At 60.0% G+C, this 25,474-nt stretch carries 23 protein-coding genes; 6 read left to right on the top strand and 17 right to left on the bottom strand.

What is annotated here, in order from left to right; all coding sequences use genetic code 11:
* Window positions 1–103 precede the first annotated feature (103 nt).
* The 14 genes from JFT91_RS01080 to dksA form a co-directional block, all read right to left on the bottom strand.
* Window positions 104–1,120: a class I SAM-dependent rRNA methyltransferase gene (locus JFT91_RS01080; RefSeq protein WP_201231363.1), complete on the bottom strand. Its 1,017-nt coding sequence runs from the start codon at window positions 1,118–1,120 to the stop codon at window positions 104–106.
* Between the two features lie 137 nt (window positions 1,121–1,257).
* Complete coding sequence (locus JFT91_RS01075) at window positions 1,258–2,130, bottom strand: oxygenase MpaB family protein (protein WP_201231362.1); 873 nt, start codon at window positions 2,128–2,130, stop codon at window positions 1,258–1,260.
* Window positions 2,131–2,181: 51 nt separating this feature from the next.
* Window positions 2,182–4,119, bottom strand: a complete 1,938-nt coding sequence (acs, locus tag JFT91_RS01070; protein ID WP_201231361.1) for an acetate--CoA ligase — start codon at window positions 4,117–4,119, stop codon at window positions 2,182–2,184.
* Window positions 4,120–4,371: 252 nt separating this feature from the next.
* Complete coding sequence (gene pgi / locus JFT91_RS01065; protein WP_201231360.1) at window positions 4,372–6,036, bottom strand: glucose-6-phosphate isomerase; 1,665 nt, start codon at window positions 6,034–6,036, stop codon at window positions 4,372–4,374.
* 223 nt (window positions 6,037–6,259) lie between these two features.
* Window positions 6,260–6,640 (bottom strand): aspartate 1-decarboxylase, encoded by a 381-nt coding sequence (panD, locus tag JFT91_RS01060; protein WP_201147301.1) that lies wholly within the window; start codon window positions 6,638–6,640, stop codon window positions 6,260–6,262.
* A gap of 209 nt (window positions 6,641–6,849) precedes the next feature.
* On the bottom strand, window positions 6,850–7,710 hold the full coding sequence (panC, locus tag JFT91_RS01055; RefSeq protein WP_201231359.1) for a pantoate--beta-alanine ligase: 861 nt from the start codon (window positions 7,708–7,710) through the stop codon (window positions 6,850–6,852).
* The gene (gene panB / locus JFT91_RS01050) at window positions 7,707–8,507 is read right to left on the bottom strand and encodes a 3-methyl-2-oxobutanoate hydroxymethyltransferase (RefSeq protein ID WP_201231358.1); all 801 of its coding nucleotides are present in this window, start codon (window positions 8,505–8,507) and stop codon (window positions 7,707–7,709) included. Before panB ends, panC begins: the two co-directional genes overlap by 4 nt.
* Window positions 8,508–8,955: 448 nt before the next feature.
* Window positions 8,956–9,441, bottom strand: coding sequence for a 2-amino-4-hydroxy-6-hydroxymethyldihydropteridine diphosphokinase (folK, locus tag JFT91_RS01045; protein WP_201231357.1), 486 nt, complete (start codon window positions 9,439–9,441; stop codon window positions 8,956–8,958).
* A 4-nt stretch (window positions 9,442–9,445) separates the two neighbouring features.
* Complete coding sequence (locus JFT91_RS01040) at window positions 9,446–10,849, bottom strand: polynucleotide adenylyltransferase PcnB (protein WP_201228522.1); 1,404 nt, start codon at window positions 10,847–10,849, stop codon at window positions 9,446–9,448.
* Window positions 10,850–11,583: 734 nt separating this feature from the next.
* Window positions 11,584–13,020, bottom strand: a complete 1,437-nt coding sequence (locus JFT91_RS01035; RefSeq protein WP_201231356.1) for a sigma-54-dependent transcriptional regulator — start codon at window positions 13,018–13,020, stop codon at window positions 11,584–11,586.
* 22 nt (window positions 13,021–13,042) lie between these two features.
* On the bottom strand, window positions 13,043–15,997 hold the full coding sequence (locus tag JFT91_RS01030) for a sensor histidine kinase (RefSeq protein ID WP_201228520.1): 2,955 nt from the start codon (window positions 15,995–15,997) through the stop codon (window positions 13,043–13,045).
* A complete protein-coding gene (locus JFT91_RS01025; protein WP_003176118.1) occupies window positions 15,981–16,157 on the bottom strand; it encodes a hypothetical protein in 177 nt (58 codons plus the stop codon). The genes JFT91_RS01030 and JFT91_RS01025 overlap by 17 nt, the downstream gene beginning before the upstream one ends.
* A 76-nt stretch (window positions 16,158–16,233) precedes the next feature.
* Window positions 16,234–17,130 carry a tRNA glutamyl-Q(34) synthetase GluQRS gene (gluQRS, locus tag JFT91_RS01020; protein WP_201228519.1) on the bottom strand — a complete coding sequence of 299 codons (897 nt, stop codon included), beginning with the start codon at window positions 17,128–17,130 and terminating at the stop codon, window positions 16,234–16,236.
* Window positions 17,131–17,329: 199 nt separating this feature from the next.
* Complete coding sequence (gene dksA / locus JFT91_RS01015; protein ID WP_141127898.1) at window positions 17,330–17,773, bottom strand: RNA polymerase-binding protein DksA; 444 nt, start codon at window positions 17,771–17,773, stop codon at window positions 17,330–17,332.
* Window positions 17,774–18,107: 334 nt separating this feature from the next.
* Here dksA and JFT91_RS01010 point away from each other — a divergent pair, with 334 nt between their 5' ends.
* On the top strand, window positions 18,108–19,280 hold the full coding sequence (locus JFT91_RS01010; RefSeq protein ID WP_201231355.1) for a pyridoxal phosphate-dependent aminotransferase: 1,173 nt from the start codon (window positions 18,108–18,110) through the stop codon (window positions 19,278–19,280).
* Complete coding sequence (sfsA, locus tag JFT91_RS01005) at window positions 19,280–19,993, top strand: DNA/RNA nuclease SfsA (RefSeq protein WP_201231354.1); 714 nt, start codon at window positions 19,280–19,282, stop codon at window positions 19,991–19,993. Before JFT91_RS01010 ends, sfsA begins: the two co-directional genes overlap by 1 nt.
* Here the strand turns inward: sfsA and JFT91_RS01000 are convergent.
* Window positions 19,990–20,307: a Rieske (2Fe-2S) protein gene (locus tag JFT91_RS01000; protein ID WP_201231353.1), complete on the bottom strand. Its 318-nt coding sequence runs from the start codon at window positions 20,305–20,307 to the stop codon at window positions 19,990–19,992. The two genes, sfsA and JFT91_RS01000, sit on opposite strands and share 4 nt — an antisense overlap.
* Window positions 20,308–20,472: 165 nt before the next feature.
* On the opposite strand from JFT91_RS01000, the gene JFT91_RS00995 reads away from it, so the two are divergent.
* From JFT91_RS00995 to JFT91_RS00980, 4 genes are read left to right on the top strand one after another with little or no spacing between them, the layout of a single operon-like run.
* Window positions 20,473–21,345 carry a heme/hemin ABC transporter substrate-binding protein gene (locus tag JFT91_RS00995; RefSeq protein WP_201231352.1) on the top strand — a complete coding sequence of 291 codons (873 nt, stop codon included), beginning with the start codon at window positions 20,473–20,475 and terminating at the stop codon, window positions 21,343–21,345.
* Window positions 21,346–21,395: 50 nt separating this feature from the next.
* Window positions 21,396–22,379, top strand: a complete 984-nt coding sequence (locus JFT91_RS00990) for a FecCD family ABC transporter permease (RefSeq protein ID WP_192553605.1) — start codon at window positions 21,396–21,398, stop codon at window positions 22,377–22,379.
* Window positions 22,379–23,146 carry a heme ABC transporter ATP-binding protein gene (locus JFT91_RS00985; RefSeq protein ID WP_201231351.1) on the top strand — a complete coding sequence of 256 codons (768 nt, stop codon included), beginning with the start codon at window positions 22,379–22,381 and terminating at the stop codon, window positions 23,144–23,146. The genes JFT91_RS00990 and JFT91_RS00985 overlap by 1 nt, the downstream gene beginning before the upstream one ends.
* A gap of 21 nt (window positions 23,147–23,167) precedes the next feature.
* Window positions 23,168–24,031 carry a ChaN family lipoprotein gene (locus JFT91_RS00980; RefSeq protein ID WP_201231350.1) on the top strand — a complete coding sequence of 288 codons (864 nt, stop codon included), beginning with the start codon at window positions 23,168–23,170 and terminating at the stop codon, window positions 24,029–24,031.
* 233 nt (window positions 24,032–24,264) lie between these two features.
* On the opposite strand, the gene JFT91_RS00975 is transcribed toward JFT91_RS00980, so the two are convergent.
* Window positions 24,265–25,059: a Crp/Fnr family transcriptional regulator gene (locus JFT91_RS00975; RefSeq protein ID WP_201231349.1), complete on the bottom strand. Its 795-nt coding sequence runs from the start codon at window positions 25,057–25,059 to the stop codon at window positions 24,265–24,267.
* Between the two features lie 16 nt (window positions 25,060–25,075).
* Window positions 25,076–25,348, bottom strand: coding sequence for a TfoX/Sxy family protein (locus JFT91_RS00970; RefSeq protein WP_003228231.1), 273 nt, complete (start codon window positions 25,346–25,348; stop codon window positions 25,076–25,078).
* Between the last annotated feature and the right edge of the window lie 126 nt (window positions 25,349–25,474).

Here is a 25,474-nt window from a genome sequence, read left to right as displayed (position 1 = left end):
GCTCGCGAAGGCGTTGTATCAGTCGCTATATCTGCTGTTGATACACCGCTTTCGCGAGCAGGCTCGCTCCCACATCGGATGGTTGTCAGCCGCGCGGGAGGGCTCAGAGCTGCAGGATGAGGGTTTTCAGGGGTGGCTGCTGGTCCATCGACGGGAAGTCGGCGCCGGGCGTCATCACGCTCCACTCGCGCACCGGGCGGCCGGCCTTCTCGGCGCAGCGCAGCACTTGTTCGCGCCAGTCGTCCATGCTGACTTTCGCCAGGTTGTTGCAGCAGATCAGCACGCCGTTGTCGGCGGTGGTCAGCAGGGCGGGTTTGAGCAGGCTCTGATAGTCGCGCAGCAGGTCGACGGTGCCGAATGCACTTTTGGCCCAGGCCGGTGGATCGAGCAGCACCAGATCGTATTGACGCTGTTCGAGGCGCTGATAGCTTGGCAGTTTCTGCCCGCGCCGCTGGCTGATCGGCAGGCCGGCGAGTTGGCGGATGGCCGGAAAGTAGTCGGACTGGATGAACTCCATCGGCGGCAATGTCGGGTTGAGCAGGCCGTTTTCACGACCGACTGCCAGATTGCCTTCGGCGAAATCCAGGTTACACACCTCACGCGCACCCCCGGCCGCAGCACTGAGGCCGACGCCGCAGGTGTAGGCGAACAGGTTGAGCACGGATTTGCCCTTGGCGTGGTCCTTGACCCAGCCGCGGGTGTTGCGCAGGTCGAGGAACAGCAGTGGATCCTGCCCCGCATGACGCCCGCGTACGCGGTAGTTCAGGCCCCATTCGTGACCGACCAGATCAGCCAGTGCAGCATCGTCGGCTTTATAGACGTTGTCTTCACGGTCGATGCGCGAGTTGCCACGGGAGCGATCGTTGTAGACCAGCAGCGTTTCGAGCCCCAGGGTTTGATTGACCATGGCGTGCAGTTGCAGCAGATCGTCGCGCTCCAGCGTCTGGTGAAAGCTCTGTACCAGCAGTTGCGGGCCGTAGCGGTCGATGGTCAGGCCACCGGCGCCTTCCTGGCTGCCATGGAACAACCGATAGCAATCGGTGCCCTGGCTGTGCAGCTCGGCGAGCAAGTCCTGGCGTTGATCGAGGGCGGCGCGCAGCGCCTGATTCAAGGAAGACATGCGGGCGCCTTGCTGGTGAGAATTGGGGCGCGGGAGTTTAGCAGCTTGGCGGGCAATCGAGTTGCGGCCGTCGCGAGCAGGCTCGCTCCCACATGGGAATGCACTCCAAATGTGGGAGCGAGCCTCTCGCGAAGCTTTTAGGTCAACAGGCCCATCCTGCGCTTCGCCCGTTGCACCGAGCCATTGCGCATTGCCCAGCGCAGCATCGGTGCGCTGCGTTTGACGCTAGCGCGAATCAACTGGCGTTGCAGCGAGCTCTGGCGGACGTCGAGCATGTCACTGGCCCAGTCCGGCAGCAGATCAATTCCTGCCTTCATCATCAGATCGCCAAACGGTCGCGCCAGAACGCTCGGCGCTGGCGCGGCCAGTAACAAGCGCAACACTTCACGACTGCGTTGATCACACAGCAACTGGGGGCGCATGTGTTGCAGGTAATCGGCCACAGCTTGTCGCGATTTCGGCACATCGCGTGCGCCCAGACGCTCAGCGACGATAGCGATTTCCGCGTAATAACGATCTTGATCCAGCAACGACAACTGCGGGTTGCGATAGCGCAAATGCGCCGCAAGGAAGTTGCTGACCTCCGCCACATGCACCCACGTCAGCAAGTCGGGATCGCTGGCCGCATAGGGCCGGCCATCGGGTGCGGTACCGACCACTTGCAGGTGAATAGTGCGGACTTTCTCGATCAGCCAATCAGCATCCCGGCGCGAGCCAAACGTGGTGCCGGAGACGAACTGACTGGTGCGGCGCAAACGCCCGAGCATATCCTGGCGAAAGTTCGAATGATCCCAAACCCCGGCCAGCGCCAGCGGATGCAGCGCTTGCAGCAACAGCGCGCTGATACCGCCGATCAACATGCTGCTGAAGTCACCGTGCACCTGCCAACTGACGGAGTCGGGGCCGAACAGGCCGGGATCACCCTTGGGGTTTTCCAGGTCGAGTTGACCGAGCGACAGCCCGGTCAGACTCATGAGTTGGTTTTCGATACGGCTGCGGATGAATTCCATGACCACTCAGTGCTGAAGGGCGGGCGCGATCGGTTGAGCGCGCCCGCAATGTTACTGATTGAGGCGCTTGTCGATCAGGCCCTGTACCACGCTCGGATCGGCCAGGGTCGAAGTGTCGCCGAGGCTGTCGAGTTCGTTGCAGGCGATCTTGCGCAGAATGCGCCGCATGATCTTGCCTGAGCGGGTTTTCGGCAAGGCCGGCGCCCATTGGATCAGATCCGGTTTGGCGAAGCTGCCGATTTCCTTGCTGACGTGGGCCAGCAATTCTTTCTTCAGGTCATCACTCGGTTCGGCGCCATTCATGGGCGTGACGAAGGCGTAGATGCCCTGGCCTTTGACGTCATGGGGATAACCGACCACTGCGGCCTCGGCGATGCTGTCGTGCAGCACCAACGCGCTTTCCACTTCGGCGGTGCCGATGCGATGGCCGGAGACGTTGATCACGTCGTCGATGCGCCCGGTGATCCAGTAGTCACCGTCCTCGTCGCGGCGCGCGCCGTCGCCGGTGAAGTAATAGCCGGGGTAGGGTTTGAAATAAGTGTCGACCATTCGCTGCGGGTCGCCGTAGACGCTGCGAATCTGCGCCGGCCAGCTGGATTTGATGGCGAGCACGCCGCTGCCGGCGCCTTTGATTTCCTTGCCTTGCTCGTCAAGTAGCACCGGTTGCACGCCGAACATTGGCTGGGTGGCGCAGCCCGGTTTGATCCGCTGCGCGCTGACCAGCGGGCTGAGCATGATGCCGCCGGTTTCGGTCTGCCACCAGGTGTCGACGATGGGGCAGCGCTGTTCGCCAACCACATTGAAATACCATTCCCACGCTTCCGGGTTGATTGGCTCACCGACGCTGCCGAGTAGTCTGAGGCTGGCGCGCGACGTTTCCTTCAACGGTTCGGCACCTTCGCGCATCAACGCGCGCAGGGCGGTCGGTGCGGTATAGAAAATGTTGACCTTGTGTTTATCAATCACCTGCCAGAATCGTGAGCTGCTCGGATAACTCGGCACGCCTTCGAACATCAACGTGGTCGCGCCGTTGGCCAGCGGGCCGTAGACGATGTAGCTGTGGCCGGTGACCCAGCCGACGTCGGCGGTGCACCAGAACACCTCGCCATCGCGGTAATCGAGCACGTACTTGAAGGTCATTGCCGCTTGCAGCAGGTAGCCGCCAGTGGTGTGCAAAACGCCTTTGGGTTTACCCGTGCTGCCGGAGGTGTAGAGGATGAACAGCGGGTCTTCGGCGTCCATCGGTTCTGGCGGACAATCGTCGCTGACGTCGCGCACGGCCTGGTGATACCAGAGGTCGCGGCCCTCGATCCAGTCGACGTTGCCTTGGCTGCGTTCGACCACCACGACGGTGCTGACGTCCGGGCAACTTTGCAGGGCTTTGTCGACATTCTGTTTCAACGGCACGAACTTGCCGCCGCGCACGCCTTCATCGGCAGTGATCACTGTGCGGCAATCGGCATCGAGAATGCGGTCACGCAGCGAGTCTGGGGAGAAGCCGCCAAACACTACCGAATGAATCGCGCCAATCCGCGCGCAAGCGAGCATGGCGTATGCGGCTTCGGGGATCATCGGCATGTAGATGCACACCCGGTCGCCTTTCTTCACGCCACGGCTTTTCAGCACATTGGCCAGACGGCAGACATGGTGGTGGAGTTTTTTATAAGTGATTTGCGCTGATTCGGCAGGGTCGTCGCCTTCCCAAAGGAGGGCAGTCTGATCGCCGCGTTGTTCGAGGTGGCGGTCGATGCAGTTGTAACTGACGTTCAGCTTGCCGCCGGCAAACCAGGCGGCCTCACCGGTTTTCAGGTCGTAGCGCTGAACGGTTTGCCACGGCGTGCTCCAGTCGAGGAAGCGGGTGGCTTGTTCGGCCCAGAAGGTGCCGGGGTGTTCAATGGATTCGCGGTACAGGCGCTGATAGTCGTCCTGACTCAACTGAGCAGCCCGGCGGACGGCATCGGCTTTGGGGAACGTGCTGATATCGAACATGACGGTTCCTTATTCTTGTTGTGCGACAGGAATAAAGATGCGCCGAGAGGGCAAAGGGTTCAAGCCGGATCAGCATTCCGATGGCTGAACCTGATGTTGAATGCCCCCCAAAACAACTGTAGGAGCCGAGCTTGCTCGCGAAAGCGGTGGTTCAGTCAACACAGATGTTGAATGACACGCCGCATTCGCGAGCAGGCTCGCTCCCACATTGAATATGGGTTGCCCACTGGAATTGTGGGCACCCCATTCACATCAACCGCGGTGACGACCGCGGAAGTAGTTGATCAGGCCCTGAGTGGACGCATCGTCAGCGTTGCTCTCATCGCTGCCGACCAGGCGGTTGTAAACGCCTTTGCCCAATTCCTTGCCCAGCTCCACGCCCCACTGGTCGAAGGCGTTGATGCCCCAGACTACGCTTTGCACGAACACTTTGTGTTCATACATGGCAACCAGCGCGCCGAGACGACGTGGGCTGATGCGTTCGACCACCAGGGTGTTGCTCGGACGGTTGCCCGGGATCACCTTGTGCGGTGCCAGTTTGTGCACTTGCTCTTCGCTCATGCCTTTGTCGCGCAGTTCGGCCTCGGCTTCCGGCAACGTCTTGCCGAGCATCAGTGCCTGGCTCTGCGACAGGCAGTTGGCGTACAGCCACTGATGGTGGTCGGATACCGGGTTGAAGCTGACGATCGGCACGATGAAGTCGGCCGGGATCAGTTGGGTGCCTTGGTGCAGCAACTGGTGGTAAGCGTGCTGACCGTTGCAGCCGACACCACCCCAGATCACCGGCCCGGTATCGGTCGACACCGGGGTGCCGTCCTGACGCACGCTCTTGCCGTTGGACTCCATGTCCAGCTGTTGCAAGTGCTTGGTGATGTTGCGCAGGTAGTGATCGTACGGCAGGATTGCGTGGCTTTGCGCGCCCCAGAAGTTGCCGTACCAGACGCCGAGCAGGGCCAGCAGCACCGGCATGTTCTGTTCGAACGGCGCGGTCTGGAAATGCTGGTCCATGGTGAAGGCACCGGACAGCAGTTCCTTGAAGTTGGACATGCCGATGGCCAGGGCGATCGGCAAACCGATGGCCGACCACAGCGAGTAACGACCGCCGACCCAGTCCCACATCGGGAAGATGTTTTCTTCGCGGATACCGAACGCCACGGCGGCCGCGTTGTTGCTCGATACGGCGATGAAGTGGCGATACAGCTCGGCCTCAGAACCGCCCTGAGCCAGGTACCAGGCGCGAGCGGCCTGAGCATTCTTCAGGGTTTCGAGGGTGTTGAACGATTTCGACGAAACGATGAACAGCGTGGTTTCGGCGCGCAGCTTTTGCGTCAGTTCGTGAAACTCACTGCCGTCAATGTTCGCCAGATAGTGGCAACGCACGCCTTTTTGCGCGTAGGACAGCAGCGCTTCGGAAACCAGCTCGGGGCCGAGGAACGAGCCACCGATACCGATGTTCACCACGTCGGTGATCGGCTTCTCGGTGTAACCGCGCCACAGACCGTCGTGAATACGGCCAACCAGATCAGTGATCTGGTTGAGCACCTTGTGCACTTCCGGCATCACGTTGACGCCATTGACCGACAGTTTGTCGCCCACTGGACGGCGCAGGGCTGTGTGCAGCGCCGGTCGGCCTTCGGATGAGTTGACGATTTCGCCGTCGAACAGCGCTTTGATCGCGCCCTTCAAATCGACTTCATTGGCCAGACCCACCAGCAGGTTGCGGGTCTCGGCGTTGATCAAATTCTTCGAATAATCGAGAAACAGTCCGCAGCTGCTCAGGGTGAACTGATTGAAGCGCTGCGGATCGGCGTTGAAGGCTTCGCGCATGCTGAAATCCTGCATGGCTTGGCGGTGATCTTTCAACGCTTGCCAGGCGGGCAGAGCGGTAACGTCGTGAGGAGTGCGGTAGTACGCCATCGCTGCGGTTTTCCTTTTTACTTGAACGGCCTTTTGAACACTGAACAGACCGCCATGCCATGTTTGGGCATGGGGTCAAACTGCGTCGACACGATTTATTGGCGCAGGGCGAATACAGTAAACCTCGCGCTGCGATCTGTCTTGACTTTGTCTGACCTGTTTCCGGTACTTTTTTAACATCAAGGTTAGAAACAGTCCGACAAACGGACGAGGATGAGGAGGTTCAGGCGAGCTGAACAGGAATGGCGTTGCTGGTGTGGCTCAGCTCATTGCCCGCAGCCATGTAAAGCATGCGCGGTTTGAAGTTGAGCAACTCGGCTTCGCTGTAGTGCGCGTAGGCGCAGATGATCACCCGGTCGCCGACTTTGGCTTTGTGCGCCGCGGCGCCATTCACCGAAATCATTCGCGAACCTTCTTCGCCACGAATCGCGTAGGTGGTGAAACGCTCGCCGTTGTCGACGTTGTAAATCTGGATCTGCTCGTATTCACGGATGCCGGACAAGTCCAGCCACTCGCCATCGATGGCGCACGAACCTTCGTAATCGAGCACTGCGTGGGTGACTTCGGCGCGGTGCAGTTTGGCCTTGAGCATGATCGCGTGCATGAGGAGTTTCCCGGGTTGGAATCAAACGGCGGGCAGTGTGCCCGAAGGCTTTATGAGCAGCAATACAGCTGAAACTCAATCTTCCTAACACCGAAACCCCCTGTGGGAGCGCGCCTGCTCGCGAATGCGTCGGATCAGTCGACATCGTTGTCAGCTGACGGATCGCATTCGCGAGCAGGCTCGCTCCTACAGGGGGTTTCGCAGTGTTTTCAGCTCGGGGTGTCGAGGTTCAGGTGCAGGTTGTCGATCAACCGTGTGGTGCCGAGGAAGGCGGCCACCAGAATCACCAGATCACGGTCTTCAGCCGTTGCCGGACGCAAGGTCAGGGCGTGGCGGATTTCCAGGTAATCCGGGCGCAGGCCTGCGGCTTCCAGTTGTTGCGACTGTGCGCTGATCAGCGCCGGGAAGTCGCGTTCGCCTTGCTTGATCGACTCGGCAATGTTGCTCAGGGCGCGGTAGACCACTGGCGCTACGGCGCGTTGATCCTCGCTGAGGAAACCATTGCGCGATGACAGCGCCAAGCCGTCGGCAGCACGCACGGTCGGCTCGCCGATGATCTGGATCGGCATGTTCAGGTCATGCACCAGCGCGCGGATCACCGCCAGTTGCTGGTAATCCTTCTGGCCGAAAATCGCCAGATCCGGCTGGACCATGTTGAACAGCTTGCTGACCACCGTTGCCACACCTTCGAAATGCCCCGGACGGCTGGCGCCGCACAGGCCTTCGGACAGTTGCGGCACGCTGACCCGGGTCTGCCCGGCCATGCCGTCGGGGTACATCTCGTCGACGGTCGGCGCGAACAGCAAATGGCAACCTGCTTGCAGCAGTTTTTCCTGATCTGCTGCCAGCGTGCGTGGGTACTTGTCGAGGTCTTCGCCAGCACCGAATTGCAGCGGGTTGACGAAAATGCTCGCGACCACGAAGTCCACCCGTTGCGTGGCTTTGGTCACCAGTGCGACATGGCCGCTGTGCAGGTTGCCCATGGTCGGCACGAAGCCGATGCGCTTGCCTTCGCTACGGGCGCGGGCGACGGCAGCGCGCAGTTCGCGTACGGTTTTGACAGTATTCATGCAGAGAATCCGTGTTCGATGCCCGGGAACGTGGTGGCTTTGACTTCGCGCACATAAGCCTTCAGTGCGGACTGGAGGCTGTCCTGACCGTGCATGAAATTCTTGACGAATTTCGGCACGCGGCCAGTGATCGACAGGCCAAGCATGTCGTGCATCACCAGCACCTGGCCGTCGGTGGCGTTACCGGCACCGATGCCGATGACTGGAATTTTCACTGCCTGGCTGATTTCCGCGGCCAGTTCGCTTGGTACGCATTCCAGCAGCAGCATGGCCGCGCCGGCCTGTTCCAGCGAGATCGCGTCGGCACGCATCTGCCGCGCCTGATTCTCGTTGCGGCCCTGCACCTTATAACCACCGAGAATGTTCACCGCTTGCGGGGTCAGACCCATGTGCGCACAGACCGGCACACCGCGCTCGGCGAGCAGGCGGATCGACTCGGCCAGCCACAGAGCCCCTTCAACCTTGATCATGTGCGCACCGGCCTGCATCAGCATGGCGCTGTTGGTCATGGTTTGTTCAAGGGTGGCGTTGGCCATGAACGGCAGGTCGGCCAGGATCAAGGCATCGGTGTTGCCGCGTTTGACGCAGGCAGTGTGGTAGGCCATTTCTGCGGTAGTCACCGGCAGCGTGCTGTCGTGACCTTGCAAGACCATGCCGAGGGAGTCGCCCACCAGCAGCACTTCGACACCGGCCTGATTACAGGCGTGGGCGAAGGTCGCGTCATAGCAGGTCAGCATGGTGATCTTTTCACCTTTCTGCTTGAGGCTCTGGAGCGTGGTCAGGGTGATGGCTGGCATGTAAAAAATCCTCGTTCAGGCGCTCTGGAAACTACTGCGAGTAACGCGCGTGATTCTTCATCTACTCAGGCGCACGCTCTTTTGTCGTGCTTATAAGGCCTGGCTTGCGCCCGTATGTGCCGGGTTGGCGGCAGCGGGACGCCTATAGTCGTGATGAGCCAACAGGAAGTCAATTACGTGTGTTACCGCAATGTTACGAGGGGTGTGTTACCGGCGTTACTGATGCGATTCAGCGGTGCGGCGGGGCTGATTCGACGAATTTTTGTCCGACAAAAACCTTGTTGGAAAAGGGCTTTTGTGGCGAGGGGATTTATCCCCGTTGGGGTGCGCAGCGCCCCCTATATCTGCCATCACGGTACATCAGGCTGATCGCATTCAGCCTTTTTGGGGCTGCTGCGCAACCCAACGGGGATAAATCCCCTCGCCACAAAGGCTCAGGAGATTGCAGTCAATCAGTCGGCAGGCGTTCGAGGCCGACGAACAGGCAGGCGGCGAGCAGGTCGGGGAGGGTACGACCGTCAGGTAGGCGCAGGTCTGGCGGCGTCAGTTCCGCGAGGGGATACAGCACAAACGCGCGTTCCTGGATCTGGTAATGCGGGACTTTCAGGCGTGGTTCGTCGATCAGTCGATCACCGAACAACAGAATGTCCAGATCCAGCGTGCGCGGGCCCCAGCGCTCCGCGCGTTCGCGGCCCTGGTCATTCTCGATCGCCTGTAAGGCATCGAGCAATTGCAGTGGCGCGAGATCGCTGTCGAGCGCCGCGACCGCGTTGGTGTAACGCGGTTGCCCAGGCAGCAGCGAGTCGCTTTGATAGAAGGCTGAAACACCGGCGAGGGTCGTTTGCAGCAATTGCCCCAGCGCCTCGACGGCGCTGCGCAATTGTTCGGCCGGGTCAGCAAGGTTGCTGCCCATGCCGATGTAGATGCGTTCCATGCCTTTACTCGCCTGTCGAAGCGCTCGGGGCACCGGCGCGTTTGCGCTTGGAGCCGCCACTGCGACGACGTTTGCGTGGCGCGCCACTGGCGTCATCACCCTTGCCGCTGAGGTCACGGATCATGTCGCGACGCTCGCTTTCGTTGGCATCCTGATAGTCAGTCCACCATTCGCCGAGGCCGTCAGTCTCCTCGCCAGCGCTTTCACGTAACAGCAGGAAGTCATAACCGGCGCGGAAACGCGGGTTGTCCAGCAACAGATCGGCACGTTTGCCGCTGCGGCGTGGCAGACGCTCCTGCATGTCCCAGATCTCGCGGATCGGCATGGTGAAGCGCTTCGGAATCGCGATGCGCTGGCACTGCTCGGCGATCAGCTCGTGGGCGCCTTCCTGCATTGCCGGAATCGGTGGCATGCCACGCTCTTGCAAGCGCAACACCCGGGCCGGCAGGGCAGGCCACAGCAGGGCGGCAAACAGGAACGCCGGGGTTACCGGTTTATTCTGCTTGATGCGCAGATCGGTGTTGGTCAGCGCTTCACTGATCAGCGTGTGGGTGTATTCCGGGTTGTGTTCCAGCGCATCGGCACTGGCCGGGAACAGCGGGGCGAACAGTTGCAGGTCGACGAGCATTTCGAAGGTGATTGCGGCGTGTCCCGAGAGGAACAGCTTGAGCACTTCTTCGAACAGGCGCGCCGAAGGGATCTCGCGCAGCATCGGTGCCAGTTCGCGAATGGGCTGCACGGTGTGCTTTTCGATGCCGAAGTTGAGCTTGGCGGCAAAACGCACGGCCCGCAGCATGCGCACCGGATCTTCCTGGTAACGCTGCTTCGGATCGCCGATCAGGCGGATCAGGTGATTGCGGATGTCGTGTACGCCGTTGGCGTAGTCGAGGATGCGCTCGCTGACCGGATCGTAATACAGCGCGTTGATGGTGAAGTCGCGACGTTGCGCGTCTTCTTCCAGGGTGCCGTAAACGTTGTCGCGCAGAATGCGCCCGCTCTCGTTGCGCGAAGACTGGTTACTGTCTTCGTCGTCTTCGTTTTGCGGGTGATTGGCGCGGAAGGTCGCGACTTCGATGATTTCGCGACCGAAATGGATATGCACCAGTTTGAAGCGACGGCCGATAATCCGCGCATTGCGGAATTCGGCGCGGACTTGCTCGGGTGTGGCGCTGGTGGCGACGTCGAAGTCCTTGGGCGTAATGCCCAGTAGCATGTCACGCACGCAACCGCCGACCAGATAAGCCTGGTAACCGGCACCTTGCAGGCGTTCGACGATATTCACCGCGTAGCGGCTGAACTGCGTTTTCTGCAGCGAGTGTTGACCGCTGTTGAGCACTTCAGGGGTGCTGCGGATGTGTTGCGTACGACGCACGGGAGTTCGGAATGACTGGAACAACTTCTTCAGCATGGGATGCACTGTTTGAAGGAATGTTCGGCCATACCAAAGAATGACCGCATGATGGGCGCAGATTCTAGCATTTAGTCGGGGGATGGTGTAGGACACGGCAGATTTGAGCTGTAAGCCGCAAGCTGCAAGGGTCGAGCAAGGGAAATTCGAAGGATTTTGCCGGGAGGGAGAAACTACAAGGGGAGCCGAAGCTCCCCAAGAAGTAGTTGCGTGCTCTTTTTATTATTGATTCGGGCTTCTTGTTTTTGTTGAGTGCCCTCGCCACAAAGCGTTTCCTTCGTGACCCTCCCAATCGGGAGCCAAGAGCAAACGGATTGCTTTGGTCGCTGAATTGCAGTGATCTCTCGATCCAACCAGTACAGGCTCTGTCTTAGGACAGTTTTTGTTGTTCTCGGCCTGGTCGTGGGGCAAGCCCCAAATACAACGCCTCTCCAAAAGAATCAGTTAGCTGCGCCTCTCGCCGTCTTGTTTTTATTGTGCGTGAGTCGATTCGTCTTATTTTTATTGTCTTGTGCATTGCTTGTTATTGTTCTTGTACCAAACATATAGCAGGTGCCGTGCCAACTTTTGCGAAACCCAATAAAACAAGGGGTTAGGTCGATATAACCGTTTTGTCAGGGCGAAAAAAAGCCGGGGTTTCGTTACCGATAACCCCGGCTTCTGTTACGTGAATCGACTGAGGTAACAGTTTTTTCACATCTTCAAGCGTTACCCACACACCCGACAGGTAACGTTCAGCTCTCGCTGGCGACCCCGGTCTTGCGCCGTGGGATACCCAGACGCTGACGGCGTTCCCACAGACATTTACGGCTGACGCCCAGTTTGCGCGCCAGTTCGGTTTCGGTCATGTGGTCCTGATGTTCGAGGACGAAGTGCTGGAAGTAGTCTTCCAGCGACAGGTCTTCGGTCGGTTCGTGGCTGCTGTTACTGGCGTTACTCGCCGTTTGTGGCGGCAGGCCGATGAACTCGTCGTCGTCCAGATCGCTCAGCTCGATGTCGATGCCCAACAGATCCGCAGAGATTTCTGGACTCTCGCTCAGAATCACCGCGCGTTCGACGGCGTTTTCCAGCTCGCGCACGTTACCCGGCCAGGAATAGTGACGGATGGCCTGTTCGGCATCCGCCGCAAACTTGAGGTCGGTACGGTTGATGCGCGCACTCTGGCGAGCGAGGAAAGCCGTGGCGATTTCGTTGACGTCGGCGCCGCGTTCACGCAGGGCCGGCAGTTTCAGCGCAATCACGTGCAGACGGTAATAAAGGTCTTCACGGAACTGGCCGATTTTCGCCAGGCTTTTGAGGTCCCGGTGAGTGGCCGCAATAAGGCGTACATCAACTTTCTGCGACTGCACCGAGCCGACTCGACGAATTTCGCCTTCCTGCAACACGCGCAACAAGCGCGCCTGGGCTTCCAGCGGCAGTTCGCCGATTTCGTCGAGGAACAGAGTACCGCCATCCGCCGCTTCGACCAGACCGGCGCGACCGGCGCTGGCACCGGTGAACGCACCTTTCTCGTGGCCGAACAGTTCGGATTCGATCAGGCTTTCCGGAATGGCTGCGCAGTTCACCGAGATCATCGGTGCCTTGGCGCGTTTCGACAGGTTGTGCAGGGCGCGGGCTACCAGTTCTTTACCGGTACCGGACTCACCCTGGATCAACACATTGGAGTCGGTCGGTGCGACTTTGCGGATCTTGCTGTAGAGATCCTGCATCGGCGGGCAGGAACCGATAATGCCGATTTCACCGTTACTGTTGTCGGTCGCGGCTTTGCTGCTGCCACTGGACGATTTGCCTGCAACGACTTCGCTGACAGCCGGCGTCGATTGGCGATCACGCAGGATCCGCGCAACCGCCTGGAGCATTTCATCGTGGTCGAACGGCTTGGCGATGTAGTCGACCGCGCCCATTTTCATCGAGTCGACCGCCGAGCGCAGGCTGGCGTAACTGGTCATGATCAGCACCGGCGTGCCCTGGCCGAGCTTGATCAACTCGGTGCCCGGCGCGCCCGGCAGGCGCAGATCACTGACGATCAGATCGAACGTCGGAATGGTGAAGCGTTCTTGTGCTTCCTGCACTGAACCGGCTTCGCTGACCTGATACTGATTACGTTCCAGCAGGCGGCGCAAGGCGGAGCGGATAATGGTTTCGTCTTCGACGATCAAAATGTGCGGCATTGATTCGATACTCTCGACGGTCTCAGTTCACAGCGGACGTCGCTTCGACATGACGCGGTAAGGTCACCCGGATACGGGTGCCGCGTTGGCTTTGTACATCAGCCGGGCTGTCGATGGTGATTTGTCCATAATGCTCTTCAACGATGGAATAGACCAGTGCAAGGCCCAGACCGGTGCCTTCGCCAGGATCCTTGGTGGTGAAGAAGGGTTCGAACAATCTGTCCATGATGTTCTTCGGAATACCGCTGCCTTCGTCCTCGACGATCAGATCGACCGTGTGTTCGCCGGCTTCGCTTTTGACCCGTACCGCGCTGTGCGGCGGCGAGGCGTCGCGGGCGTTTGAAAGCAGATTGATCAAGACCTGGGCGAGCCGCTGCGGATCGCCTTCGACCCAGTGATCGGGATCACAAAGGTTGTAGAACTGCACTTCGAAATTGCGCCGGTTCAAGGCCAGCAGACCGATGGCATCCTGCGCCACTTCCGCCAGGCAAACCGGCTCGTCGCTGTGCTGATGGCTACCGGCGTGGGCAAAGCTCATCAACGACTGCACGATGCGCGAGACGCGTTTGGTCTGTTCGAGGATCTGTCCGCTGATTTCCGTCAGCTCGCTGTCGTCTTCGCGTTCTTCGCGCAGGTTCTGCGCCAGGCAAGCAATGCCGGTGATCGGGTTACCGATTTCGTGGGCGACACCCGCCGCAAGACGACCAATGCTCGCCAGACGCTCGGAGTGCACCAGTTTGTCTTCGAGCATCTGCGTTTCAGTCAAATCCTCGACCAGTAACACCAGACCACTGTTACCCGGTGCCAACGGTTCATCAATCGCCGCTTTGTGCAGGTTCAGCCACCGGGTCTGGCCATCGAGGGCCAAATGCTGTTTGTGCAAATGTTCGTCGGGCAGATTGATGAAGCCCTGGAGCAATTCTTTCCACGGTTCACCAATGGTGCTCAAGCGCGAACCGACCACGCGCTGCGCAGCGATTCCGGTGAGTTCTTCCATGGCCTTGTTCCACATCAGGATCTCTTGATCCTTGGCCAGCGAGCAGACGCCCATCGGCAGTTCCTGCAAGGTCTGGCGATGGTAACGACGCAAGGCGTCGAGTTCGGCAGCCAGGCCCGTAAGGCGTGAGTGGTAATCCTCGAGGCGGCTTTCGATGAAGTGAATGTCTTCGGTCACATAGTTTTCACCGCCAGCCTTGTACGGCAGGAAGGTTTCGACCATGTCTTGCGCCACGCTCGGGCCCATCAGGCCGGAAAGGTTGGCTTCGATGCGGTCGCGCAAGCGGCGCAAGGCGTAGGGGCGACGCTCGTCGAACGGCAGATAAAGGTCGCGCAGCGCCTGCTCGACTTCTTTCTGCGCAGCCTTGGCGCCCAGCGGTTTGGCCAACTGCGTGGCGAATTCCTGCGGCGAGGCGGCGTGTAGCTCACGACGTTGTGGGCGACGGACGTTATCCACCGCGCAGGCTTCGGCGGCGGAAGCCTCTTCAGGGCTGGCGTTGGTGAACAGCGAGATCAGGGTGAACATCAAAACGTTGGCCGCCAGCGACGCGATGGCCGCCATGTGCCAACTGGTGTCATCCAGCACGTAAATCATGTTCAGCAGCGGTATGTAGAAGCCCTGCAGATTACCGACCAGTGGCAACAGCATGGTAACGACCCAGACCAGAATCCCCGCCAGCAGACCGGCGATGAAACCGCGACGGTTGGCGGTCGGCCAGTACAGCACTGACAACACGCCGGGAAGGAATTGCAACGTGGCGACGAAGGCCACGATGCCGAGGTTGGCCAGATCCTGCCCGGCGCCGAGCATAAGGTAGAAGCCGAAGCCGGCCATGATGATCGCGACGATCAGCGCGCGGCGAGTCCACTTCAGCCAGCGGTAGATGTTGCCTTCGGCGGGTGGCTGATAAAGCGGTAGCACCAGATGGTTGAGCGCCATGCCCGACAGCGCCAGGGTGGTGACGATGATCAGTCCGCTGGCCGCTGACAGCCCACCGACGTAAGCCAGCAAGGCCAGCGGCTTGCTGTTGGCGGCAATGCCGATGCCGAGAGTGAAATATTCCGGGTCGGTGGTGGCGCCGAGCTTGAGTCCGGCCCACAGGATCAGCGGCACCGCCAGGCTCATCAGCAACAGGAACAACGGCAAGCCCCAACTCGCACTGACCAATGAGCGCGGGTTGAGGTTCTCGGTGAACGTCATGTGATACATGTGCGGCATCACGATCGCCGAGGCGAAGAACACCAGTAGCAGCGTGCGCCATGGGCCTTCCTGCAACGGCGTGTGCAGTGCGGCGAGAGCAGTCTGATTTTGTAACAGCCACAGCTCAAGCTGTTGCGGGCCGTCGAACACACCGTACAACGCATAGAGACCGACGCCGCCGAGGGCGATCAGTTTGATCACCGACTCGAAGGCAATCGCGAACACCAGACCTTCGTGTTTCTCGCGGGTAGCGATATGCCGGGAGCCGAAGAAAATCGTGAACAGAATGATCAGCGCACAAAACGCCAGTGCCACGCGGCTCTGAATCGGCTCGCCGGTGAGAATGCCGATGGAGTCGGCCACCGCCTGAATCTGCAACGCCAGTAACGGCAACACGCCGATCAGCATGAAGATCGTGGTCAGCGCGCCGGCCCAGGTGCTGCGAAAGCGGAACGCAAAAAGATCCGCCAACGACGACAGCTGATACGTGCGGGTGATCTTCAGAATCGGATAGAGCAGCACCGGCGCCAGCAGAAACGCGCCGGACACGCCGAGATAACTGGACAGAAAGCCGTAGCCGTACTGATAAGCGAGGCCGACCGTGCCGTAGAACGCCCACGCACTGGCGTAAACCCCCAGCGACAAGGTGTAGGTCAGCGGGTGGCGAATGATTGCGCGCGGGATCATGCCCCGCTCACTGATCCAGGCTACGCCGAACAGCACCGCCAGGTAGGCGGCGCTGACCAGGATCATCTGGGTCAGGCTAAAGCTCATCGGCATCTTTTTGGCTCTGCAGGATGAAGGTCACGACAATCAGGATCAGCCAGAGCAGATAAGGGCGATACCAGGCGCCCGTAGCGTCGATCCACCAATCCATGATGGCGGGGGAAAACAGGTAGATCCCCACGACTAAAAGCAGGACCAAGCGATAGATGTACATCCCGGCCTCTCTTTTTATGCGCGTGCCCGAAAACGTGCGGCGATGGTAACGGATGGCGGCGCGACTGCAAGTGTCGTCATAGCAGTTGCGCTTCGGGCAGGGTCAGTGTGCGCGGGATCTTGCTTGCATCCCAGTGCGCGCTACCCCAGATGAGCAGTTCCTGTGGCGTCGCGTGTTCGAGTTCGGCGCCGGGGTTTTGCCCCAGTGCGCGCAGAGCCCGCAGTAGCAAAGGCGTCGCTTGATCGGCTTCGAGCGGAGGCGAACGGTATGACTTGCCGAGCTTGTTGCCGTCCGGCTGAGTGATCAGCGGCAGGTGCAGATAGCGCGGCTGGCGCAGACCCAGTAGTTCTTGCAGATAGAGCTGGCGGGGTGTCGAGTCGAGCAGGTCGGCGCCGCGCACGATGTCGGTGATGCCTTGCCAGGCGTCGTCGAGCACCACGGCCAATTGATAGGCATACAACCCATCTCGACGGCGAATGACGAAGTCGCCGACGTCACGGCCCAGATGCTGGCGGTATTCGCCCTGCACACGGTCGATGAAGTGGTATTCCAGCTCTGGCACGCGCAGTCGGATCGCAGCGTCTTGCTGGTCGTGACCGGCGTTGCGGCACAGGCCCGGATAAATGCCGTGATACGGCTCCAGTTGTTTGCGCGAGCAGGTACAGGCGTAAGCCAGGCCGTGATTGAACAGGCTGTTGAGCACGTCAGCGTAAGCGTCGTGGCGATCACTCTGGCGCACCATCTCGCCATCCCATTCGAAGCCGTAGCTCTCCAGCGCCTGGAGGATGGCGGTCTGTGCGCCGGGTTCTTCACGAGGCGGGTCGAGGTCTTCCATGCGCACCAGCCAGCGGCCACCGACCGAACGGGCGTCTAGATAGGAGGCGAGGGCGGCAACCAGTGAGCCGAAGTGCAAATGGCCACTGGGTGTCGGGGCAAAGCGGCCGATGTAGGCGGAGGATTTTTTGGCAGTCATGAGGGCGAAACTACTTTTGGGGCTATACGCAGGTCAACCTGTGGGAGCGAACCTGCTCGCGAAAGCGATGGGTCAGTCAATATCGATGTTGAATGTCATACCGCTTTCGCGAGCAGGCTCGCTCCCACAAAGGCTCAAAGGCAAAAGGCAGAAACAAAAACGGAGCGTTCGCACGCTCCGTTTTTCGTTCAGGTCGGGATTACTTGCCGACCTGCTTTTCCTTGATTTCAGCCAGGTTCTTGCAGTCGACGCACATGTCGGCGGTAGGACGGGCTTCGAGGCGCTTGACGCCGATCTCGATGCCGCACGAATCGCACCAACCGTATTCGCCGTCTTCGATCAACTGCAGTGTCTTGTCGATCTTCTTGATCAGCTTGCGCTCGCGATCACGGGCGCGCAGTTCGAGGGCGAACTCTTCTTCCTGACTGGCACGGTCGGCCGGGTCGGGGAAGTTGGCTGCTTCGTCCTTCATGTGATCAACAGTGCGGTCGACTTCCTGCATCAAGTCCAGTTTCCACTTGGTCAGGATCTTGGTGAAGTGCGCGCGCATGGGTTTGCCCATGTACTCTTCGTCTTTGGCCTGAACATAGGGTTCGAAGCCAGTGATCGCCGTTTGCTGCTGTTGCTTTGCTTGGGTGGGCATGAAATGGACCGCCTCTACTCTTGTAATCCATTGCGCAGGATTGCTCCATCACCGACACCTGCCGGCCCTGCGGCTGCAAGCGGGCGAACTTACCAGATCAATTCGGCCTGCGCTACTCCCGGATGTCGAGGCCCCGGCGGGTGGCGCTTGCAAATGTTTGGCAAGCCGTGTCTGGCGGTGCGGGAGACCTGTTCAATCACTGATTTTAGTCAATCCTGGAGCGTACGCTCATATCGTTACAGTCCAGCGTTCTTGAGGCTGAGACCGCGGCGAGTTCTCGCTCGTTCCGGGAGATGAGTAGAATCGTCTCTTTTTCGCCGTCGAAGGAAATCCAATGGCTCAGCCCTACAGTGCGCGCAGTCGTGCGATCGAACCGTTTCATGTGATGGCGTTGCTGGCGCGGGCCAATGAATTGCAGGCCGAGGGGCACGATGTCATCCACCTGGAAATCGGCGAGCCGGACTTCACCACGGCCGAGCCGATCATCCGTGCAGGGCAAGCGGCGCTGACGGCGGGTAAAACGCGTTACACGGCGGCGCGCGGGATTCCCGAGTTGCGCGAGGCAATCTCCGGTTTCTATCAGTCGCGCTACGGCTTGAGCATCGATCCTCGGCGAATTCTGATCACGCCGGGCGGTTCGGGTGCGTTGCTGCTGGCCAGTGCGCTGCTGGTCGATCCGGGCAAGCATTGGTTGCTGGCGGATCCCGGTTATCCGTGTAACCGCCACTTTCTGCGCTTGGTCGAGGGCGCGGCGCAGTTGGTGCCTGTCGGCCCGGAGGTGCGTTATCAACTGACCCCGGATCTGGTCGAACGGCATTGGGACCACGACAGCGTTGGCGCGTTGGTCGCGTCGCCGGCCAACCCGACCGGCACGATTCTGACCCGCGATCAGTTGGCCGGGTTATCCACAGCCATCAAGGCCCGGCACGGGCATCTGGTGGTGGACGAGATCTATCACGGCCTGACTTACGGCACCGATGCCGCCAGCGTGCTGGAAGTCGATGACAGCGCCTTTGTGTTGAACAGTTTCTCCAAGTATTTCGGCATGACCGGTTGGCGCCTCGGCTGGCTGGTGGCACCGGAGGCGGCGGTCGGCGAGCTGGAAAAACTTGCACAGAACCTCTACATCAGTGCGCCAAGCATGGCGCAATACGCGGCACTGGCTTGCTTTGAACCAGACACCATCGCGATTCTGGAAGAGCGTCGTGCCGAGTTCGGTCGTCGTCGGGATTTCCTTCTGCCAGCGTTGCGCGAGCTGGGTTTCAACATTGCCGTGGAACCCGAGGGCGCATTCTATCTCTATGCAGATATCAGCAAGTTCGGCGGCGATGCCTTCGCGTTCTGCCGACATTTCCTTGAAACCGAGCATGTTGCGTTTACCCCGGGGCTGGACTTCGGACGCTATCAGGCCAGCCATCATGTGCGTTTTGCTTACACGCAAAACCTCCTTCGCTTACAGGAAGCGGTGGAACGGATTGCGCGTGGCTTGAAGAGTTGGCAAGGCTGATGCGTTTTTATCCTCCTCTGGAAGAGGCGCGACTGATTCGTCGTTACAAGCGTTTTCTCACTGATATCGAGACCGTTGACGGCGAGTTGTTGACCATTCACTGCCCGAATACCGGTTCGATGCTCAATTGTCAGGTCGAAGGCGGGCAGGTCTGGTTCAGTCGCTCCAATGATCCGAAGCGCAAACTGCCCGGCACTTGGGAAATCGGCGAAACCCCGCAAGGTCGCTTGTTTTGCGTGAACACCGCGCGGGCTAACGGGTTGGTCGAAGAAGCTTTGCTGGCCGGGGTTATCACTGAGCTGAACGGGTTTACCGCGCTGAAGCGTGAGGTGGCTTACGGGCAAGAGAAGAGTCGCATCGATTTTCGCCTCGAATACACAAGCGGCCCGGCCTATGTCGAGGTGAAAAGCGTCACGCTGGGTTTCGATGGTACTGATGTGGCGGCGTTCCCCGATGCCGTGACCCAGCGCGGCGCCAAGCATCTGCGTGAACTGGCGCACCTGGCGCGGGACGGCATTCGCGCGGTGCAGTTGTATTGCGTGAATCTCAGCGGGATCGAGGCCGTACGGCCCGCCGAGGAGATCGATTCGGCCTACGCCGATGCCTTGCGTGAAGCAGTCGCCTGTGGTGTTGAAGTGCTGGCTTACGGCGTACGGCTCAACCATGAAGAGATGGTGATCGACCGCCGCCTCGATGTGCTGCTCAACGGCTAAACATTGATCCACAGGCCCTGAGCATCTTCACGGCAGTCAATGGCCGTCAACGACTGCCCGGCGCAAGGCCCGACGACGCATTCACCGTCCTCGATCAGAAACAGTGCGCCATGGGTGGCGCACTGAATCAAACTGTTGCTCGGGTCGAGAAACTGGTCGGGATGCCATTCCAGACCCACGCCTCGGTGCGGACAGCGATTCAGATAGACATACGCCTGACCGTTGCGGCGCACGGCAAACAGCTTTTTCCCGTCGATTTCAAAACCGCGGCTACCGGCCTCGGCCAGATCGGCGCCCGCGCACAGAAACTTCATGGCTATCCTCTAATGTCTGCTCGTGTCCGGATATGTCCGAGCTTGACGTTTAAATGCAAACAATTATCAAATGGCGCCCTTCACCCGAAGGGTGGCTGACAGACGCCGAGGATACTTGGCCTGGCATCCGCGTGCGCGGGAAAACCTCATTCAAGGAAGCTGTGTATGCGCCTGAGTACCCACGTTGCTGTGCTGTGTGTCGGACTTTTAGTCAGCCACCAGGCTGCAGCGGCTGATTTGCCGCAACGTTGGGTCAGTGCTGGCGGCGCGTTGTCGGAGTGGGTCAGTGCGCTGGGCGGCGAATCGAAGCTGGTGGGCGTCGATACCACCAGTCAGCATCCGCAATCGTTGAAAGCGCTGCCAAGCATTGGTTATCAGCGCAGCCTTTCGGCTGAGGGCATCCTCAGTTTGCGTCCGGATATTCTTATTGGCACCGAAGAAATGGGGCCACCGCCGGTGCTGTCTCAGGTGAAAGCAGCCAAGGTGCAGGTGGCGTTGTTTTCGGCGCAGCCGGATCTGCCGACGCTGGAGAAAAACGTCACGCACTTGGGGCTGTTACTCGGCGCTGAACAACAGGCCGCGCAATTGCTGCAAAGTTATCATCAGCAACTCGATGCTCAGAAAGCGCGGGTTGTTGAGGCACAGTCCAAACACAAGGCACCGGGTGTGCTGTTGTTGCTGGGGCATGCGGGAGGGAAACCTTTGATCGCCGGCAAGGACACCGCCGCCGATTGGCTGCTGGAGCAGGCCGGCGGGCACAATCTGGCGACGCATACCGGCTACAAGCCGTTTTCCGTGGAATCCCTCGCCAGTCTCGACCCAGAGGTTTTGGTATTCGCTGACCGTGCGCTGACCGGTGACGCGGCGAAAGCGGCGCTGTTCAAGGAAAACCCGATTCTTAATGCCAGCCGTGCCGCCAAGGCCGGACGTGTGCTGGAGCTTGATCCGACCTTGTTGGTCGGTGGGCTTGGGCCACGCCTGCCAGCGGCGTTGCAGACTCTGTCTGACGGTTTCTACCCGGCCAAGAGCGGCCAATGACCACATTGGTCAAACCCCGTGGCCTGTTCATCGGCCTGACGCTCCTGTGTTTGCTGGCGATATGGCTGTCATTGGCCCTCGGCCCGGTCAGCTTGCCGCTGTTCGATACATTGCGCGCGGCGTTGCGCATGCTTGGTGTGCCGCTGGCGCCGGACGGGCTGGAGCAGGCTGAACTGATTCTCGGGCAGATTCGTCTGCCGCGGACTTTGCTCGGGCTGGCGGTGGGCGGTGTGCTGGCGCTGTCCGGCGTGGCGATGCAAGGACTGTTTCGTAACCCGTTGGCCGATCCGGGACTGGTCGGTGTTTCCAGTGGCGCGGCATTGGGCGCGGCAGTTGCGATTGTCGGCGGCTCGTTTTTTGGCGGTTTGCCGGAATGGTTCGGACCTTATCTGTTGTCGGTGTGTGCGTTTCTCGGCGGCCTCGGGGTGACTGCGCTGGTCTATCGACTCGGTCGGCGTAACGGCCAGACCAACGTCGCGACCATGTTGCTGGCCGGTATCGCGCTGACGGCGCTAGCGAGTTCGGCGGTCGGACTGTTCACCTATCTGGCGGATGACGCGACTTTGCGTACGCTGACTTTCTGGAACCTCGGCAGTCTCAATGGCGCCAGTTACGCGCGGTTGTGGCCGTTGTTGATCATCAGTGCCGGGGTCGCGTTGTGGCTGCCGCGTCGGGCGAAAGCATTGAATGCCTTGTTGCTCGGGGAATCCGAGGCCGGGCACCTGGGGATTGATGTCGAGCGGCTCAAGCGGGAATTGGTGTTTTGCACCGCGTTGGGTGTTGGCGCCGCAGTGGCAGCGGCGGGGATGATCGGTTTCGTCGGATTGGTAGTGCCGCACCTGGTGCGCTTGTTGGCCGGGCCGGATCATCGTGTGTTGCTGCCGGCCTCGGTGCTCGCCGGGGCGAGTCTGTTGCTGCTGGCGGATCTGGTCGCACGGCTGGCGCTGGCGCCGGCGGAGTTGCCAATCGGCATCGTCACGGCGTTTATCGGCGCGCCGTTCTTCCTTTATCTGCTGCTGCGAGGGCGTGCCTGATGCTGCGTGCGCACAATCTGCACATCCAGCGCGGGCGCAAGGCTGTGCTCAGCGAAGTCTCGCTGCAACTTCAACCGGGCGAAGTGCTGGGTGTGCTCGGGCCAAATGGCGCGGGCAAAAGTACCTTGTTGGGCGCCTTGTGCGGTGAGTTGACGGCCAGTGAAGGCGAGGTCTCGCTCGACGGCGAGGCCTTGAGTCACTGGACGGGAGTGCAGCGCGCCCAGCGTCTGGCGGTACTGCCGCAGGTCTCGACCCTGGATTTTGCTTTCCGTGTCGAAGAAGTGGTGGGCATGGGGCGCCTGCCTTATCAAAGTGGCCGAGTGCGCGATGACGAAATCATCGTGGCGGCTTTGGCGGCGGCGGATGCCGGGCATCTGAGCGGACGCAGTTATCTGGCGTTATCGGGGGGCGAGCGTCAGCGCGTGCATCTGGCGCGGGTGCTGGCGCAATTGTGGCCGGGTCAGACTGGGCAAACGTTGCTGCTTGATGAACCGACGTCGATGCTTGATCCATTGCATCAACACACAACCCTGCAGGCGGTGCGCGAGTTTGCCGATCGCGGCGCGGCGGTGCTGGTGATCCTGCATGATCTGAATCTGGCGGCGCGCTATTGTGATCGTATTCTGCTGCTTGCAGACGGCCGCCCCGTGGCGCTGGATACACCGGAGCAAGTACTGCGACCGGATTCGCTGAAAGCGGTGTTCGGTCTCGAAGTGTTGGTGCAACCGCACCCGGAGCGTGGGCATCCGCTGATCATCGCCCGCTGAATTCTTCATCGAGGTGATGACATGCGTGGGATCTGGGGGTTGGCGCTGCTGGTATTGGCGGGGTGTCTGGCGGGGTGTCAGCATGTTGCGTTGCCGCCTCCGGTCAGTGGCGACATTCGTGATCTGCACAACGGCCAACTGCTGACGACGCAGCAATTGCTGGCGCGTCTTGCCAAGCCCACGCGGGTGATCATTGGCGAGCAGCATGACAATGCCGATCACCATGCCGCGCAGTTGTGGTTGTTGCAATCGCTGAGCGAGCAACGACCGCAGGGCAGCCTGCTGCTGGAAATGCTCACGCCGGATCAGCAGCCGAAAGTCGATGCGCTTCGCCAATCTGCGTCGCTGCCCAGCGACCTCCCTAATGCGCTGTCCTGGCAGGATGGCTGGGACTGGAATCTTTATGGGCCGATCGTTCGCTTCGCCCTCACACAACCGTATCCGCTGCTGGCGGCCAACCTTGAAAGCACTGAAATCCGCGCGTTCTATCAACAGCCGCCGCGCTTGAGCGGGGCACGCAGCAATGCGCAAACCGTGAAAGCGACTCTGCTGGAGCAAATCAGCGATTCTCACTGCGGTCTGCTGCCCAAATCGCAGATGCCGGCGATGCTAGCGGTTCAGCAGCAACGGGACAGGCGTATGGCTGAGCGTCTGTTGGCTGCGCCGACGCCCTCATTGCTGTTGGCGGGGGCATGGCATGCGCGCAAGGATGTGGGAGTGCCGCTGCACCTGCTGGATTTGGGCGCAACGGAGGCGCCGACAGTTCTGATGCTGGCCGAGCAGGGGACTGAGGTCACCGCCGCCATGGCTGATTACGTCTTGTACACGCCCGCTACAGCCAAGCGCGATTACTGCGAAGAGATGCGTAAGCAGTTCGGCAAATGACTTTCTTGCAGGCAAAAAAAGACCCGGTAAAAAACCGGGTCAAATAACCGTGATTAGCCTGATGAGGAGATAATCTGAGAGTCCGAACCAAGGGCTTTTCAGAATATCGACTGATCTCGCGACCAGTTGTGATAATCATAGCGATTCTCATTACCGAGTCAACCACTGTTTCCGGATTTATTTTATTTAGTCTCGAAAATGGCGGGAATGCCCCGTAAACAGGGGGCTTGGTGTCAGTCTTTGCGCGCAGTGAATTGGCTGACCTGCCTGTTCAGTTGGCCGATCCGCCGCGCCATGCTCTCGATCAGGCTGTGGGCAATCTTCGGGTTGGTGCGGGTCATGTTCAAAAATTGCTCACCGGGGATCAGCATCACGGTGCTCGCTTCACGGGCGATGACCGTGGCATTGCGCGGCTCGCCAGTGAACACTGCCATGGCGCCGAAAATCTCGTCTTTGGGCACATCGCCGACCTTGTGTCCGTCGACAAACGCCTCGGCGTGGCCATCGATGATCACAAATACATGATCGGCAGCGTCACCCTGGTTGATCAGGATTTCCCCGGCCTCCACCCGTTTGAAACCATTGGTACTGCGAAACTCGCGCGGTTTCAGTTCGGCTACGGCGTGGGCGAGGATTGCCATTTGCCCCAACAGGTATTCGAGGAATTGATCCGCCCGGCCGGGCTCGGCATACACATGCTGGACAATCTCACTGCGCCGATAAGGTTGCAAGCGCAGTGGCCCATCACTGCACAAACGGCAATCGGCCCAGGCTTCGCCCTGTTGCAGGCCGAACAAATCACCTTCCTGCCAGTAAAACAGCGCCCGTGCACCGATGCCGCCATGGATCACACCGTCAGTCAGCAGAAACAACTGATCGCCTGGCAACTGCGCCATCAGGTCATCCGTCGATTCCAGTTGCAGATCCGGCCCGCACGGTGCCAAGCCGTGCAGCCACTGCGCAGGCAAATTCTGCAAGCGATTGATCAGCGCATCGGCAAACGCCGATTGTTCCCCCAGCAAATACATGACGGTCAGGGCCCGTTCAATTCTTGTGACGCGAGGAAATGGCTTCGAGCTGCTTGTTCAGGGCGTCCTTGCGCTCGGCGGGGATATCGTTCCAGTGCACATCCATCAGCGCGCCCTCGATCGCATACAGCAACACCTTGGATGCGCGAAACCCGCGGGTACGCACGGCCCGGTAAGCGTCCACCGCGCCCAGGCGACGCAAGTCCGAGGCGCTGTGGATGCCCACGGCATGCAGCCATTGCGCCGACGTCTTGCCAAGATTCTTCAGGTGTTGCAGTTCATCATTCATCAAGCCTCCTTGCGACGGCCGAATGGTGCGTGGGCGAGCTTCTCAGGAGTGTAGCCATCAGTAGGAAAAGCGTGGTTGTTTGGTCGGATTCAACGCAAACGCTTCTAAGAAAGGGCGCTTGAATGG

Origin of the sequence: Pseudomonas sp. TH08 (genome assembly GCF_016651275.1) — a bacterium.
Classification (GTDB): domain Bacteria; phylum Pseudomonadota; class Gammaproteobacteria; order Pseudomonadales; family Pseudomonadaceae; genus Aquipseudomonas.
This window is presented reverse-complemented; position numbering and strand designations above follow the sequence as displayed.